The following is a 14,834-nucleotide window of genomic DNA, read 5'->3' on the forward strand; positions in this document are numbered from 1 at the left end:
TTTAGGCGGGGTGATAAGTGTGGTAAATAGGTGTTTGTTTAAGAGATATTACGAGGGTGTAATAAAAGCACCCCCGGGTAAAAAAATTACGCTTCCACGCGCAGGCCGTAGCTTTTGAATTTCTCCAGCACGACGGCAATTTCGTCGTCATCCAGCACCGGAACCGGGTCTACAATCGCCAGCGTTGTCAGATACAGTTTTGCCAGCACTTCCACCTCCTGTGCCAGCCACAGCGCTTTTTCGAGACTCTCTTCGCAGGTGATTAACCCATGATGCTGCAGCAGCGTGGCGTTGCGATCGCGCAGGGCAACGGCAACGTGTTCGGATAACGCCCGCGTGCCGAAGGTGGCGTAGGGCGCGCAGGGGATTGAGTTGCCGCCCGCGGCCGCGATCATGTAGTGAATGGCCGGGATCGGACGATTGAGTATCGAAACCGCCGTGCAGTGGACGGCATGGTTATGCACCACCGCGTTGGCTTCCGGGCGGGTTTGATACACCACCTGATGAAAACGCCATTCGCTGGACGGCAGCTTCCCCTCCTCGTGGCGACCCCCGGCATCAACGTAGACGATGCTCTCTTCGGTCAGGCGCTCGTAGGGAATGCCGGTCGGCGTGATCAGCATGCCGTCGCGGTAGCGCACGCTGATATTGCCTGCGGTGCCCTGATTTAATCCCAGATGGGTCATCTCAAGGCAGGTGTCGATGATGTCTCTGGCTAATCTGGCTCGTTCCATTTTTATTCTCCGGGTACAGTTTTATTTTTACTGACGGGAACGTTTGACCAGCTTCATATCCACCTTCGCCGTCTCGTTGACCGCTTCGCCGTCGATGGCTCGTTGCATCAGCTCAAACGCTTTTTCCGCCCAGGTATCTTCATCCTGCTGCATCGACCAGACGCTGTTCGGCAGGAATCCCAGCATGGGGTGTTCATCGAACGTACCGATATTGATGTGCTGCGGCACGGTGCCGGCGCGCGCGCGCAGCGCCTCGATTGCCCCTTCCAGCACCGGGAGCGACGAGGCGATAAAGGCCTGGGGCACGCCATGGCTGTCGATCAGTTTGTCCATCAGGGCATATCCTCCCTGCGGCGTATTGTCCGGGCCTTCAATCACCCAGTCGCGGTGATCAATGCCCGCCGTGTTCAGAGCATGTAAATAGCCGTTCAGTCGGTCGGTGATGCTCGGCAGGGCGGTATCGCCTACCAGGAACCAGAGCGGGGTATCGCTGACGCCCAACATGCTGCGCGCCAGTTCATCGCCACCGGCTTCGTTATGACTCTCCACCAGCGCGTTGTCGGTGAAGCCAAAATCCCGGTCGAGAAGCACCAGCGGCTTTTGGATCTGCCGCAGATGATGCTGCTGGTTTTCCAGCGTCGAGGGGACGATAAACAGGCCGTCGACGTTTCGCGCCATCAGGGCTCTGACCAGCTTGTTCTCATAGTCCACGTCGTTGTAGGTACAGCTGATCATCAGCTGATAGCCCGAACGGCGGCAGCGCAGCTCCAGCTTTTCTGCAAGCGTGGCGAAGAACACGTTCGAGATATTGGGGACGATCAGCCCCAGCGTCTCGGTTTTGTTCAGCTTCAGGCTGCGCGCTGAATGATTCAGGGTGTAGCCGTAGCGCTCGACGTGTTCATTGATTCTGGCCTGCGTTTTCATGCTGATCCGGTACTGCCCGGCTTTGCCGCCCAGCACCAGGCGCACGGTGGTAACGGATAAATTCAGGTCCTTCGCTATCTGTTCAACTGTTTTGGCCATCGCTACGCCTCAATCCTTTTCGTGTGTGAAAAACCGCAGATAAAGCATACGCATCCTGCCATTACATTTCCTGTTGCATCAGTTGATTAAGCGCCTGCTGCTGGGTCCATAGCGCCAGGTAGGCGGCATATTTTTGCTGGTGGAAGGTGGCGGTTTCCGGGCGAGGGGCGATGACGTCGCCGGTGTTGACCATCGCCCGGGTCGCGTCGGACAGCGTTGCCCACGCGCCGCTGGCAACCGCGCCACAGAGTGCAGCCCCCAGCGTAACGGCATCTTCTTCAGCCAGAAGGTGAATGTGACAGCCGGTGGCATCGGCATACTCCCGCAGCCACAGCCGGTTATGGGTCGCCCCGCCGCAGATAACAATGCGCGACAGCCTGTGACCGTGATTGTGCAGGGTGTCGATGATATGCCGCGTGCCGTAGGCGATAGCCTGCAACGTCGCAAGGTAGAGCCTCGCCAGCGCGCGCTCGCCGGTCTCTAACGTCAGCCCCACTACGCTCCCCCGGGCGTCCGGGCGCGAGCGCGGGGAACGATTGCCGTGGTGATCCGCCAGAACATGCAGGTTACGGGTCGGGTATTTCTCTTCCTGCTCCAGCGCGGCCACCCAGTCGTTAATTACCGCGACCGGATGGCGTTGCGCCGCCTCGGCTTTGGCAAACAGCGCCGCGCTGGCGTGATGCTCGCGCAGCGTCCAGTCAACCAGCGCGCCCGCGGCGCTTTGCCCGCCTTCCGTCAGCCAGTAGCCGGGAAGCATCGCCCCCCAGTACGGGCCCCAGACGCCGGGAGTAAAGATCGCCGTCTGGCTGGCAAGCATATGGCAGTTTGATGTGCCGCTAATCAAGGCCAGCGTACCTTCAGGCTGTGCGCCGGTCAGCGCCACGCCGCCCGCGTGGGCGTCAATCATCCCGCCGGCGACAATAACGTGTTCGGGTAATCCCAGCTCTTGTGCCGCCTGCGGGCTTAGCGTGCCGGCGCGGTCGGCCACGTCGAGGATCGTCTCAGGGATTTTGGTCAGCAGGCTCTCCAGCCCCACGGCCTGAAGCAGCGTATCGCTGAAGCGCGCCTCGTGCGCCAGATAGTTCCACTTGCAGGTGAGGGTGCACAGGCTGGCGACGTCCTGACCGGTCGCTTTCCACACCAGAAAATCAGCCAGATCGAAAAAGCGCCAGGCGTGGTTCCAGGTTTCAGGATGGCGTTCTTTAAGCCACAGCAGCTTTGGCAGCTCCATCTCAATGCTCACCTCGCCGCCCACGTAGCCAAGTGCCGGGTCGCGGGTGGCATTGATGCGGGCAGTCTCCTCCTGCGCCCGGTGATCCATCCACATAATAATGTCCTGCGCCGCCGGGCTGTCCGGCGACGCGCTCAGGCCATGGCCCTGGGCGTCCAGCGCCACCAGCGAGCAGGTGGCGTCGAACCCTATGGAGCGGATCGCGTCGCGGGCGATCCCGGATGCATTGACGGCTTCCCGTACCGCGGCGCAAACCTGTTGCCAGATTTCCGCAGAGGATTGTTCTACGCGCGCGTTGTCGGCGCGAAACTGCGAAATCGGGCGGGTCGCGAAGCGCAAACGCTCGCCCTGTGCGGAGTACAGCCCGGCGCGCACGCTGGCCGACCCGACATCAACCCCGAGGAAATAGCCGTCACTCATCCTGAACTCCCTTATTTTTTACCAAATGGATGCAGCAGTTTATCAATTTCAGGGGTGTTGATATTCTGCGCGTTGACATATTTGACTGGAATATCAATTTCTTTCGCCACGGTCTGCCCGGCGATTGCCGCATTAAGCGCCTTAATCCCCTGATAGCCAATCTGGTATGCGTCCTGCACCACAAACCCCTGGATCACACCGTTCTTGAGGAAGTTGATGATCGCTTCGGTACTGTCGAAGCCAATGACTTTGACTTTGCCTTTCAGGTTTTGGCTGTCGATGGCGTTCGCCACGCCCAGCGTTGAACCTTCGTTGGTGGCATAAATGCCCGCGATATCCGGGTTGGCCTGAACCATATCGATGGTTTTATCCATCGCTTTTTGCGGATCGCCGTCGCTGTACTGCACCGGCAGCACCTGAATGTCCGGGTACTTCGCCTTCATCTCTTCGCTGAAACCTTCGGAGCGTTCGATAGCCGATGTTGTTCCGGCAACGTGCGCAATAATGCCCACCTTGCCTTTTTTGCCGACCTGTTCGGCCAGCGCATCGGCCGCCTGCGCGCCCGCCTTACGGTTGTTGGTGGCGACAAAACTGGCCGGAATATCGGAGTTTACGCCGGAGTCAAAGGTCACGACCTTGATCCCGCGGCTGTTGGCGGTTTCCACCAGCGGGGCAAGGGCGTTGGCGTCCAGCGCAGCCAGCAGCAGGCCGTCCGGTTTTTGCGCCATGGTGTTTTCCACCAGCTGGATCTGCTCGGCGATTTGCGTTTCATCCGCCGGGCCTACGTAGCTGGTCTTATCCCCCAGCTCTTTTGCAGCGGCTTCGGTCCCCATTTTGACCGTCTGCCAGAATTCGTGCTGGTAGCCTTTACTGACCACCGGCAGGTTTAACTCTTTCGCCAGCGTGCTGCTGGTCATGATTGCGGCGAGCGACAGGGCGCTCAGGATATGGCTGGTTTTCATTATTTTGCTCCGTAGTAGGGTTTGCAGGGCTTTTTTATGTCGGGAACCTAACGCATTCTTTTACGCAACGTATCCAGATAGACGGCAGCAACGACCACGACTCCCATCGCCACCATCTGCCAGAACTGGGAGACCCCCATCAAATTGAGGCCGTTTTTCAGCACGCTCATAATGAACGCGCCGATGATGGTGCCGCCGATGGTACCCACGCCGCCCATCAGGCTGGTGCCGCCGATAACCACGGCAGCGATAGCTTCCAGCTCGTAACCCACTCCCACGGTGGGCTGGCCGGAGTTGAGGCGCGAGGCGAGGATCACCCCGGCCACGCCGGTTAACAGGCCGCAGAAGGCATAGACGAAAATCTTCACCCGCTGCACGTTGATCCCGGAAAGGTGCGCTGCGGTTTCATTGCTGCCGACGGCGTAGATATAGCGCCCCATCACCGTTTTTTTCAGGATCCCCATGGCAATCAGCGCCACAATCACCAGGTAAAACACCGGATAGGGCAGGACATCGAACAGACGGCCCTGCGCCAGCATTCGGAACTGCGGGTAGTCAGAGAAGTAAATCGCGCGTCCGTCGGTCATCACCATGTTGATGCCGCGAACCGACATCATCAGCCCGAGGGTGGCGATAAACGGCGGGATGGTCATCTTCGTCACCAGAAATGCGTTCACATAACCGCACACGCCGCCCGCCAGCACGCCCGCCAGAATACACACCGGCAGCGGCAGCCCAAACCCGGCGGCGATCCCCACTGCAACGCCTGAAAAGGCCACCACCGAGCCAAGCGACAGGTCGATCCCGGCGGTGATAATCACAAAGGTGACGCCAATGGCCATGATGCCAATCACCGCCGTTTGCAGGGCGATGGTCATGATATTTTCGGTATTAAAGAAGAACGGTGAGCTGAAGCTGAAAAACAGCACCAGCAGCACCAGGCTAAACAGGGGGGCGAGGCGCATCAGCAGCGCTTTATTTATCTTCACAGAAGCATTCCCGCGTTGCGGCGAAGGGACGGTAACGGACATGATTAATCCTCCAGCGTGGCGTATTGCATGATTTTTTCCTGAGTGGCGTGCTCAGCCTCTATTTCGCCGGCAATACGACCGCTGCGCATCACCAGGATGCGGTCGCACATGCCCAACACTTCCGGCAGTTCGGATGAAATCATGATGATCGATTTACCTTTAGCGACAAGGCGGTTCATTAATTCATAAATTTCCAGCTTGGCGCCGACGTCTATTCCCCGGGTTGGCTCATCAAAAATTAAAATGTCGGTGTCTTTACAGACCCAGCGGGCGATGATGATCTTTTGCTGATTGCCGCCGCTGAGGTTGAGGGCCGCCTGTTCCAGATGCGGCGTTTTAATTCGCAACGCATCCACCAGTTTTTGGCTGGACGCCCGGCAGCGTTTTTCATCAACGTTGCCCGCCACGCCGGAATAGTCCGGGTAATTGCCGAGCATGATGTTCATTTCAACGGAGAGGCCGAGGGCAAGCCCCTCTTTTTTGCGGTCTTCGGTTAAATAGCTGATGCCTTTGCCAATGGCGTCCGCCACGTCTTTGATGCGGGTTGGCGTGCCGTTCAGCGTCAGGGTGCCGCCGTCGATCGGATCGGCCCCAAACAGCGCTCTGCCAAGCTCCGTCCGGCCCGCGCCCATCAGACCGGCCAGGCCGAGGATCTCCCCGCGCCAGAGGGTAAAATCGATATCCTTCAGCACGCCGTTGCGCGTCAGGCCAGTCACCTCAAGCACTTTCTCGGTGCGCTGATGCGGTGGGCGTTTGGGATAGATATTGTCGAGATTGCGGCCCACCATCATGGCGATCAGCTCGCTAATCTGCACTCTGTCGTAATCGACGGTGGCGATGTACTGCCCGTCGCGCATTACCGTGGCGCGGTCGGCAATCAGCGCCAGCTCCTCCAGGCGGTGCGAGATGTAGACGATACCCGTTCCCTGGGCCTTGAGCATATGCGTCACCTCGAACAGGCTCTCTATTTCGCTCTCGGTCAGCGCGGCGGTGGGCTCATCCATAATCAGCACTTTTGCGTTAACGGAAATGGCTTTGGCAATTTCCACCATCTGCTGCTGAGCCACGGTTAAATCACTGACCCGGGCATCCGGGGCAATCTTTAAATTCAGGGTTTGCAGTATTTTCTCAACCGCCTGGCGCTGCGCACGTTTATCGAGCTGCCAGCGGCTGTTTTTGCAAAACTCGCGGCCAATAAAGATATTCTCTTCGACGGTTAAATCGGGAAAGAGATTGAATTCCTGATGGATGATGGTAATACCCGCCAGCTGGGCGCTGAGCGGATCGCTGAATGAAACCGGCTGGCCTTCAAACAGGATCTCTCCCGCATCAGGTTGATACACGCCGGACAGAATTTTCATCAGCGTCGATTTACCGGCGCCGTTTTCGCCCAGCAGGGCATGCACCTCGCCGCGACGTAAATCAAAATCAACCTGGCTCAGCGCAAGGACGCCGGGAAAGCGTTTCGTTATCCGCTTCATCTGTATAAGAGTTTCTGACATTGCAAGATTCCTGTGTTGGAAAGGCAATGAATCACTGGCATAACGGTTTTATAAGTAAGCTAACTCGACTTAGCTTGCGTCCTTAAAAGCTATTTTAGGGTCAGAATTTAGCCAAATCATTTGTATTCAAATTGTGACGCTGTGCAAAGGTAATTTATTAACTTATTGATAAATATCCGATAACGCAATTTTTGCTGAATCGTAATACCTGACACCGATCGAATTTTGACCACTCATCGTGAAACTGCTCACAGATCCTGCACAATTCTCTTGTCTCGTTTTCAGTGTGAAACCTAAGCTAATTCGAGTTAGCAAATTTCACATCTCTCGGTCAACGGTGCTGTCGATGCGCGTTTTGTACGGCTACGCCCCATGAAACGGAGAGGTTAACCAACGTGAGGAAGGGCTATGAAAACAAAAACAGCGTTACCCCGTATTGGCATCCGACCCGTTATCGATGGCCGCCGGCTGGGTGTACGTGAATCTCTGGAAGCGCAGACCATGAACATGGCGAAGGCAACGGCGGCGCTGTTGAGCGAAAAACTCCGCCATCCCTGCGGAACGCCTGTGGAATGCGTGATTGCCGATACCTGCATCGCCGGTATGGCCGAGTCGGCGGCCTGTGAGGAGAAGTTCAGCACTTCGCACGTTGGCCTGACGATAACCGTGACGCCCTGCTGGTGTTATGGCAGCGAAACCATTGATATGGATCCCCTGCGTCCGAAAGCCATCTGGGGCTTTAACGGCACCGAGCGCCCCGGCGCGGTGTATCTGGCGGCGGCGCTGGCGGCGCACAACCAGAAGGGCATCCCGGCGTTTTCGATCTATGGTCACAACGTGCAGGACGCAGGGGACGAGAGTATCCCCGCTGACGTAGAAGAAAAACTGCTGCGCTTCGCCCGGGCGGGCCTGGCGGTTGCCAGCATGAAGGGGAAAAGCTATCTCTCCATCGGTGGCGTCTCGATGGGGATTGCCGGCTCGATTGTCGATCATAACTTCTTTGAATCCTGGCTTGGCATGAAGGTCCAGGCCGTGGACATGACTGAACTGCGTCGCCGCATCGATCATAAGATCTACGATGAGCATGAGCTTGAGCTGGCGCTGGGCTGGGCGAACGCGCATTTCCGCTTTGGCGAGGACAAAAATGCGCAGCAGTATCGGCGCGATGAGCAGCAAAACGCGGCGATCCTGCGCGAAAGCCTGCTGATGGCGATGTGCATCCGCGACATGATGCAGGGCAACGCGAAGCTGGCCGAGGCTGGACGCGTGGAGGAGTCGCTGGGCTATAACGCCATCGTCTCCGGCTTCCAGGGGCAGCGCCACTGGACGGATCACTACCCGAACGGCGATACCGCAGAAGCGCTGCTCAACAGCTCCTTCGACTGGAACGGCATTCGCCAGCCCTGCCTGGTGGCAACCGAAAACGACAGCCTGAACGGCGTGGCGATGCTGTTTGGCCATTTGATGACGGGGACGGCACAAATTTTTGCCGACGTGCGCACCTTCTGGTCCCCGGAGTCGGTGGAACGTGTGACCGGCCAGAAGCTTACCGGGCTTGCTGAGCACGGCATTATCCACCTGATTAACTCCGGTTCGGCTGCGCTCGACGGTACGGCCGAGCAGAAAGATGCTAACGGGAAACCGACCCTCAAGCCGCACTGGGAAATGACCCAGCAGGAGGCCGATGCCTGCCTCGCGGCGACCCGCTGGTGTCCGGCGGTGCATGAATATTTCCGCGGCGGTGGCTTCTCGTCTCATTTCCTTACCCGCGGTGGCGTGCCGTTTACCATGACCCGGGTGAATATCATTAAGGGCATTGGCCCGGTACTGCAAATCGCAGAAGGCTGGAGCGTCGATCTGCCCGACGCGGTGCACGACGTATTGAACAAGCGTACGGACTCCACCTGGCCGACGACCTGGTTTGCGCCACGTCTTACCGGGAAAGGCCCGTTCAGCGATGTCTATTCGGTGATGGCAAACTGGGGGGCGAACCACGGGGTGTTGACCGTGGGACACGTCGGGGCCGACTTCATCACCCTGGCATCCATGCTGCGTATTCCGGTGTGCATGCATAACGTGCCGGACGCGCAGATTTACCGCCCGACGGCCTGGGGTGCGCACGGAATGGACGTCGAAGGGCAGGACTACCGCGCCTGCGAAAACTACGGACCGCTGTACAAACGTTAACCCTGACTGCCCGCCTGTCCGGGCGGGCAACCTGTGGGGGCCATAATGAAAAAATGCTTTCTGGTTCTCGACTGTGGCGCGACCAACGTGCGCGCCATTGCGCTCGATCCTGACGGGAAGATTGTGGCGCGTGCGGCTGTCGCAAACGCCAGCGAAAGCGCGGCTGAAAATCCGGCATGGCACCAGTGGTCGCTGGACGCCATCATGCAGCGATTTGCCCAATGCTGTCAGGCGATCGGCGCGGTCCTGAGTACGTACCGGCTGTGCGGCATAAGCGTCACCACCTTCGGGGTGGATGGCGCGCTGGTGGATGAGACGGGAGAGCTGCTTTACCCGGTGATCAGCTGGAAATGCCCGCGCACGGTCGCGGTGATGGAAAATGCGTCCCGACGCTTCTCCCCGGCAGAGCTGCAGCGAATAACCGGGGTAGGGCAGTTTAGTTTTAACACGTTATACAAAGTGCTGTGGCTGCGGGAAAACCGTCCCGACCTGCTGCAGCGCGCCCACGCCTGGCTCTTTATCTCCTCGCTGATCAACCATCGCCTGACGGGCAAAATGACCACCGATTTCACCATGGCGGGCACCAGCCAGATGTTCGATCTCGCTCAGCAGCGGTTCAGCGAAGCGATTCTCGCGAAGGCGGGGATTGCGCCTTCGCTTTTCCCGGCGCTGGTGTACCCCGGTGACGTTATTGGCGAGCTGCAGCCCGTCGCGGCGGCTCGGCTCGGGTTGCCTCCCGGCGTGCCGGTGATCTCCGCCGGGCATGACACGCAGTTTGCGCTGTTTGGCGCGGGGGCGGGGATTGATGAAGCGGTTCTTTCTTCGGGGACCTGGGAGATCCTGATGGCGCGCACGTCGCGTGTAAACACCGCGTCGCTCATTCACTATCCCGGGGCGACCTGTGAGCTGGACAGCCAGCCGGGGCTGTTTAATCCGGGCACGCAATACATGGCATCCGGCGTGCTGGAGTGGATCCGCAGCCTGTTCTGGTCTCCTGATACGAGCTGGGACACCATCCTTTCTCAGGTGGCAGAGCTGCCGAGGGGGGCGGACGGGGTGACGATGAATACGCAACTGCTCGATTCCCCGCTCGCCGGCTGGCAGGGCGTGACGCTCAACACCACGCCTGCCCACTTTTACCGCGCGGCGCTGGAGGGGCTGACGGCGCGACTGAAGGATAACCTGGGCGCGCTGGAGGACATCGCGCAGTTTACGGCGCGCGAGCTTCTGCTGGTGGGCGGCGGCAGTCGCAATGCGCTGTGGAATCAGCTTAAAGCCGATGCCCTCGGGATCCCGGTTAAAGTGCTTGATGAGGGTGAAACGACGGTGCTTGGTGCGGCCTTGTACGGCTGGTGGGGCACCGGAGAGGCCGCCAGTGCCGTTGCGGCTCGCGCCTGCGTGGAGTATCGCTACCGCTATTTTTATCCAGAGGGAAAAAACCATGCTTAAAACGATATCACCGCTGATCTCACCCGCGCTGCTTAAAACCCTGGCGGAAATGGGGCACGGAGATGAGATTATTTTTGCGGACGCCCATTTTCCCGCGCACAGCCTCGGCCCAGAGGTTATTCGCGCCGACGGTCTGCGGGTGAGCGAGTTACTGGCTGCCGTCATCCCGCTTTTTGAACTCGACAGCTATGCCCCGCCGCTGGTGATGATGGCACCCGTGGAAGGGGATACGCTTGATGCTGCGGTCGAGGCGCGGTACCGCCAGGCATTATTCGGCAACGAAGAAGGGGAGGGGATCGTGCGCATCGACCGTTACGCGTTTTACCAACGGGCGCAGCAGGCATTTGCCATCGTCGTGACGGGCGAGACGGCGAAGTACGGCAATATTTTACTGAAGAAAGGCGTGACGCCGCAGGCATAAAAAAAGCCGGGTTCAACCCGGCTTTTTCAATTCAGCACACTTACCAGACGTATGTCAGCAGGCTGTGTGAATCCGGTACCATGAAGTCCACGGACATCATCACGCTGAGTGCGGTAATGGCGATGATGGAGAAGCCGAACAGCTTGCGCGCCCAGACCTTATCATCTTCCACTTTGTAGCCACGCAGCGCCATGCCGAGCCACCAGACGCTCACCGCAGCCGCCACCACCAGATATTTGTATCCAGCGTAACCGCCCAGAGAGAGCATCAGCGTTGCCACGGCAAAAGCGATGATGTAGAGCGTAATGTGGTTCTTGGCCACTGAAATGCCTTTCACAACCGGCAGAACCGGGATGTTCGCTGCCTGATAATCCTTAAAGCGGAAAATCGCGATGGCATAGGAGTGCGGCATCTGCCACAGGCTAAAGATAGCCAGCAGGATGAGCGCACCGCTGTCGAACTCGTTCGTGACGGCGCAGTAGCCAATCACCGGCGGCGCAGCGCCGGAGAGTGAACCAATCAGCGTGCCGTAGACGGAGTGACGTTTCATATACAGGCTATAAACGCCCACATATACCACGAACCCCATCACCCCCAGCCAGCAGGCAAGCGGGTTAGCACCAAACCACAGCAGCATAAAGCCAGCAATACCCAGCAAGGTGGCGTACACCAGCGAGACGGAAGGGGCGATCAGGCCTTTCACCAGCACCCGATTTTTGGTCCTCTCCATCTTCTTGTCGATATCCATGTCGATGTAATTGTTAAATACACAACCGGACGCAACAACCAGTGACACACCCACCAGCGTGGAAGCAAAGAGGGTGTAATCGATGCTGCCTTTGGAGGCCAGCAGGAACCCTCCGATCACGGAGATCAGGTTGCCAAAGATGATGCCTGGTTTCGTTACTTGCAGGTATTGCTTAAACATACTCGCCGCTCTTAGTGAACCATCATGTTGTAGTTGAGGTTCCACATAATCCAGATGGAACCGACTACCAGGATAGCGATGATAATCACGGTAAAGATAAAGGCGGTCATATTCCAGCCTTCATCGGACTTGGTGTTCATGTGCAGGAAGCAAACCAGATGCACCAGAATCTGAATCACCGCGGTCACCAGGATTGCACCCAGAATAACCGGCTTAGACGCAGAACCGCTCATCACCATCCAGAACGGGATCACCGTGAGGATGATCGACAGGATGAAACCTGTCATGTAGGTTTTTACGCTACCGTGGGAAGCGCCATGATCGTTTGAATGACTCATTACATCGCCCCCATCAGATACACTACAGAGAACACACAGATCCACACCACGTCCAGGAAGTGCCAGAACAGACTCAGGCACATGATACGCGTGCGGTTTGTGCTGGTCAGGCCGCGACGGGATACCTGGAACATCAGTACAGCCATCCAGATAAGACCCGAGGTGACGTGCAGACCGTGGGTACCCACCAGCGCGAAGAACGCTGACAGGAAGCCGCTACGATCCGGACCGAAACCTTCCATGATCAGGTGATGGAATTCATAGATTTCCATCCCGATGAACCCAGCACCAAACAACCAGGTCAACGCCAGCCAGGAGACAACCTGGCTCTTGTTGTTTTTGTACATGGCGATCGCCGCCATGCCGTAGGTGATGGAGCTGAATAACAGCAGTGCGGTTTCTACCAGCACGAACGGCAGTTCAAAAATATCCTTGCCGGTCGGGCCACCCGCCGTGCCGTTCACCAGAACGGCATAGGTCGCGAACAGACAGCAGAACAGAATGCAGTCGCTCATCAGGTAGATCCAGAAACCGAAGACTTTCATCGGCCCTGTATCGTGGTGCGCATGTTCATGCGCGTGGGCAGTTGAGTGCGCCAGAGTATCAGTTGCCATGTTTCAGCCCCGCTTTAGAAATCTCGTCGAAATGCTGTTTTTCCAGCGTTTCAACTTCACGGACTGGTACGTAGTAGTCCACGTCCTCGTCAAAGCTCTTCACAATCCAGCTGATGACGATGCCAGCAAAGCCAACAATCGCAAGCCACCAGATGTGCCAGATCATTGCGAAACCAAATACCGTTGCGAAGGCGGCAATCACAATGCCCGCACCGCTGTTTTTCGGCATGTGGATCTCTTCGTAATGAGCAGGTTGCTTGTACGCTTCACCTTTTTCTTTCATTTCCCAGAATGCGTCGCGCTCGTGGATCTGCGGCACAATGGCGAAGTTATAGAAAGGAGGTGGGGAAGAGGTTGCCCACTCCAGCGTACGGCCACCCCATGGGTCACCGGTCAGGTCACGGTTCTGCTCGCGGTCGCGAATAGAGACGTAGAACTGAATCAGCTGGGACGCAATACCACAGGCAATCAGCACCGCACCGCCTGCTGCAATCATCAGCATTGGGTGGAACTGCGGATCGATCTGCTGGCTCAGGCGACGGGTCATACCCATGAAGCCCAGCACGTACAGCGGCATAAAGGCAACGAAGAAGCCGATGATCCAGAACCAGAACGCGCGTTTACCCCATTTTTCGTTCAGGGTGAAACCGAACGCTTTTGGCCACCAGTAGGTTACGCCAGCGAAGCAGCCGAAGACCACGCCACCGATGATAACGTTATGGAAGTGCGCAATCAGGAACAGGCTGTTGTGCAGTACGAAGTCCGCACCTGGTACCGCCAGCAGTACACCGGTCATACCCCCTACAGAGAAGGTGACGATGAAGCCGATGGTCCACAGCATCGCTGAGTGGAACACGATACGACCCTGGTACATGGTGAACAGCCAGTTGAAGATCTTAACCCCGGTAGGGATTGCGATAATCATCGTGGTGATACCGAAGAAGGCGTTTACGTTCGCGCCCGCACCCATGGTGAAGAAGTGGTGCAGCCAAACGATGAACGACAGTACGGTAATACACACGGTTGCCCACACCAGCGAGGTGTAGCCAAACAGGCGTTTACGCGAGAAGGTTGCTGCGATTTCGGAGAAGACACCGAACACTGGCAGAACCAGAATGTACACTTCCGGGTGACCCCATGCCCAAATCAGGTTGATGTACATCATCATGTTGCCACCCATGTCATTCGTGAAGAAATGGGTGCCCAGATAGCGATCCAGGGTCAGCAGCGCGACGGTGACGGTCAGAATTGGGAATGATGCAATAATCAGGATGTTGGCGCACAGAGATGCCCAGGTAAATACCGGCATCTTGAACATGGTCATGCCAGGGGCACGCATCTTGATAATGGTCACGAAGAAGTTGATACCGGTCAGGGTTGTACCAACACCGGAGAGCTGAAGCGCCCAAATCCAGTAGTCGACACCTACGCCAGGACTGTACTCAATTCCCGAAAGCGGCGGGTAGGCCAGCCAGCCGGTCTGTGCGAATTCGCCCACACCCAGTGACAGGTTTACCAGAATAACGCCGACAACCGTGAACCAGAAGCTCAGGTTGTTCAGGAACGGGAACGCTACGTCGCGCGCGCCGATTTGCAGCGGAATGACCACGTTCATCAGACCGATAACCAGCGGCATCGCTACGAAGAAGATCATGATAACGCCGTGGGCGGTAAAGATCTGGTCGTAGTGGTGCGGCGGCAGGAAGCCAGCTTCACCCGCAGAAGCAAGTGCCTGCTGGCTACGCATCATGATTGCATCCGCAAAGCCACGAATTAACATGACGATACCGACGATGCAGTACATGATACCGAGTTTTTTGTGGTCAACCGAAGTCAGCCACTCTTTCCACAGGTAGCTCCACTTACCGAAGTAAGTGATCAGGCCAACTAAGGCCGCACCACCGATGATAATGGCAGCCACCGTAACCATGATAATGGGTTCATGGTAGGGCACTGCATCCAGTGTCAATTTTCCGAACATTTTCTTCCTCGGC

At 57.4% G+C, this 14,834-nt stretch carries 13 protein-coding genes; 3 read left to right on the forward strand and 10 right to left on the reverse strand.

Annotation, left to right across the window (positions count from 1 at the left end; translation table 11 throughout):
- Window positions 1–86: 86 nt before the first annotated feature.
- The 6 genes from fucA to QLG21_RS05720 form a co-directional block, all read right to left on the reverse strand.
- Window positions 87–734 (reverse strand): L-fuculose-phosphate aldolase, encoded by a 648-nt coding sequence (fucA, locus tag QLG21_RS05695; RefSeq protein ID WP_006176888.1) that lies wholly within the window; start codon window positions 732–734, stop codon window positions 87–89.
- Window positions 735–761: 27 nt separating this feature from the next.
- Window positions 762–1,757, reverse strand: a complete 996-nt coding sequence (locus tag QLG21_RS05700; protein WP_006176890.1) for a LacI family DNA-binding transcriptional regulator — start codon at window positions 1,755–1,757, stop codon at window positions 762–764.
- Window positions 1,758–1,818: 61 nt separating this feature from the next.
- Window positions 1,819–3,408, reverse strand: a complete 1,590-nt coding sequence (locus QLG21_RS05705; RefSeq protein WP_282484038.1) for an FGGY-family carbohydrate kinase — start codon at window positions 3,406–3,408, stop codon at window positions 1,819–1,821.
- An 11-nt stretch (window positions 3,409–3,419) separates the two neighbouring features.
- Window positions 3,420–4,370, reverse strand: a complete 951-nt coding sequence (locus QLG21_RS05710; protein WP_137849209.1) for an ABC transporter substrate-binding protein — start codon at window positions 4,368–4,370, stop codon at window positions 3,420–3,422.
- Between the two features lie 47 nt (window positions 4,371–4,417).
- Window positions 4,418–5,401 carry an ABC transporter permease gene (locus QLG21_RS05715; protein WP_282484039.1) on the reverse strand — a complete coding sequence of 328 codons (984 nt, stop codon included), beginning with the start codon at window positions 5,399–5,401 and terminating at the stop codon, window positions 4,418–4,420.
- A 2-nt stretch (window positions 5,402–5,403) separates the two neighbouring features.
- The gene (locus QLG21_RS05720) at window positions 5,404–6,903 is read right to left on the reverse strand and encodes a sugar ABC transporter ATP-binding protein (protein ID WP_137849207.1); all 1,500 of its coding nucleotides are present in this window, start codon (window positions 6,901–6,903) and stop codon (window positions 5,404–5,406) included.
- Between the two features lie 408 nt (window positions 6,904–7,311).
- Here QLG21_RS05720 and QLG21_RS05725 point away from each other — a divergent pair, with 408 nt between their 5' ends.
- From QLG21_RS05725 to fucU, 3 genes are read left to right on the forward strand one after another with little or no spacing between them, the layout of a single operon-like run.
- Window positions 7,312–9,090: an L-fucose isomerase gene (locus QLG21_RS05725; protein WP_282484040.1), complete on the forward strand. Its 1,779-nt coding sequence runs from the start codon at window positions 7,312–7,314 to the stop codon at window positions 9,088–9,090.
- Between the two features lie 45 nt (window positions 9,091–9,135).
- The gene (fucK, locus tag QLG21_RS05730; RefSeq protein WP_282484041.1) at window positions 9,136–10,539 is read left to right on the forward strand and encodes an L-fuculokinase; all 1,404 of its coding nucleotides are present in this window, start codon (window positions 9,136–9,138) and stop codon (window positions 10,537–10,539) included.
- Window positions 10,532–10,960, forward strand: coding sequence for an L-fucose mutarotase (gene fucU / locus QLG21_RS05735; RefSeq protein ID WP_058609293.1), 429 nt, complete (start codon window positions 10,532–10,534; stop codon window positions 10,958–10,960). Before fucK ends, fucU begins: the two co-directional genes overlap by 8 nt.
- A 40-nt stretch (window positions 10,961–11,000) precedes the next feature.
- Here fucU and cyoE read toward each other — a convergent pair whose 3' ends face one another.
- The 4 genes from cyoE to cyoB are packed head-to-tail and all read right to left on the reverse strand — an operon-like array spanning window position 11,001 to window position 14,821.
- Window positions 11,001–11,888, reverse strand: coding sequence for a heme o synthase (gene cyoE / locus QLG21_RS05740; RefSeq protein ID WP_006176898.1), 888 nt, complete (start codon window positions 11,886–11,888; stop codon window positions 11,001–11,003).
- 11 nt (window positions 11,889–11,899) lie between these two features.
- Window positions 11,900–12,226 (reverse strand): cytochrome o ubiquinol oxidase subunit IV, encoded by a 327-nt coding sequence (locus tag QLG21_RS05745; protein WP_006176899.1) that lies wholly within the window; start codon window positions 12,224–12,226, stop codon window positions 11,900–11,902.
- Window positions 12,226–12,840 carry a cytochrome o ubiquinol oxidase subunit III gene (locus QLG21_RS05750; protein WP_006176900.1) on the reverse strand — a complete coding sequence of 205 codons (615 nt, stop codon included), beginning with the start codon at window positions 12,838–12,840 and terminating at the stop codon, window positions 12,226–12,228. The genes QLG21_RS05745 and QLG21_RS05750 overlap by 1 nt, the downstream gene beginning before the upstream one ends.
- Entirely contained in the window at window positions 12,830–14,821 is a 1,992-nt protein-coding gene (cyoB, locus tag QLG21_RS05755; RefSeq protein WP_137849204.1) for a cytochrome o ubiquinol oxidase subunit I, read from the reverse strand. The genes QLG21_RS05750 and cyoB overlap by 11 nt, the downstream gene beginning before the upstream one ends.
- Between the last annotated feature and the right edge of the window lie 13 nt (window positions 14,822–14,834).

It is taken from the genome of Enterobacter sp. V87_3, from assembly GCF_029967835.1.
Classification (GTDB): domain Bacteria; phylum Pseudomonadota; class Gammaproteobacteria; order Enterobacterales; family Enterobacteriaceae; genus Enterobacter; species Enterobacter cancerogenus.

What these genes read in the sequence shown, in the direction of transcription:
- fucA (WP_006176888.1), bottom strand. Translation starts at nt 734, where the DNA reads ATGGAACGAGCCAGATTAGCCAGAGACATCATCGACACCTGCCTTGAG.
- QLG21_RS05700 (WP_006176890.1), bottom strand. Translation starts at nt 1,757, where the DNA reads ATGGCCAAAACAGTTGAACAGATAGCGAAGGACCTGAATTTATCCGTT.
- QLG21_RS05705 (WP_282484038.1), bottom strand. Translation starts at nt 3,408, where the DNA reads ATGAGTGACGGCTATTTCCTCGGGGTTGATGTCGGGTCGGCCAGCGTG.
- QLG21_RS05710 (WP_137849209.1), bottom strand. Translation starts at nt 4,370, where the DNA reads ATGAAAACCAGCCATATCCTGAGCGCCCTGTCGCTCGCCGCAATCATG.
- QLG21_RS05715 (WP_282484039.1), bottom strand. Translation starts at nt 5,401, where the DNA reads ATGTCCGTTACCGTCCCTTCGCCGCAACGCGGGAATGCTTCTGTGAAG.
- QLG21_RS05720 (WP_137849207.1), bottom strand. Translation starts at nt 6,903, where the DNA reads ATGTCAGAAACTCTTATACAGATGAAGCGGATAACGAAACGCTTTCCC.
- QLG21_RS05725 (WP_282484040.1), top strand. Translation starts at nt 7,312, where the DNA reads ATGAAAACAAAAACAGCGTTACCCCGTATTGGCATCCGACCCGTTATC.
- fucK (WP_282484041.1), top strand. Translation starts at nt 9,136, where the DNA reads ATGAAAAAATGCTTTCTGGTTCTCGACTGTGGCGCGACCAACGTGCGC.
- fucU (WP_058609293.1), top strand. Translation starts at nt 10,532, where the DNA reads ATGCTTAAAACGATATCACCGCTGATCTCACCCGCGCTGCTTAAAACC.
- cyoE (WP_006176898.1), bottom strand. Translation starts at nt 11,888, where the DNA reads ATGTTTAAGCAATACCTGCAAGTAACGAAACCAGGCATCATCTTTGGC.
- QLG21_RS05745 (WP_006176899.1), bottom strand. Translation starts at nt 12,226, where the DNA reads ATGAGTCATTCAAACGATCATGGCGCTTCCCACGGTAGCGTAAAAACC.
- QLG21_RS05750 (WP_006176900.1), bottom strand. Translation starts at nt 12,840, where the DNA reads ATGGCAACTGATACTCTGGCGCACTCAACTGCCCACGCGCATGAACAT.
- cyoB (WP_137849204.1), bottom strand. Translation starts at nt 14,821, where the DNA reads ATGTTCGGAAAATTGACACTGGATGCAGTGCCCTACCATGAACCCATT.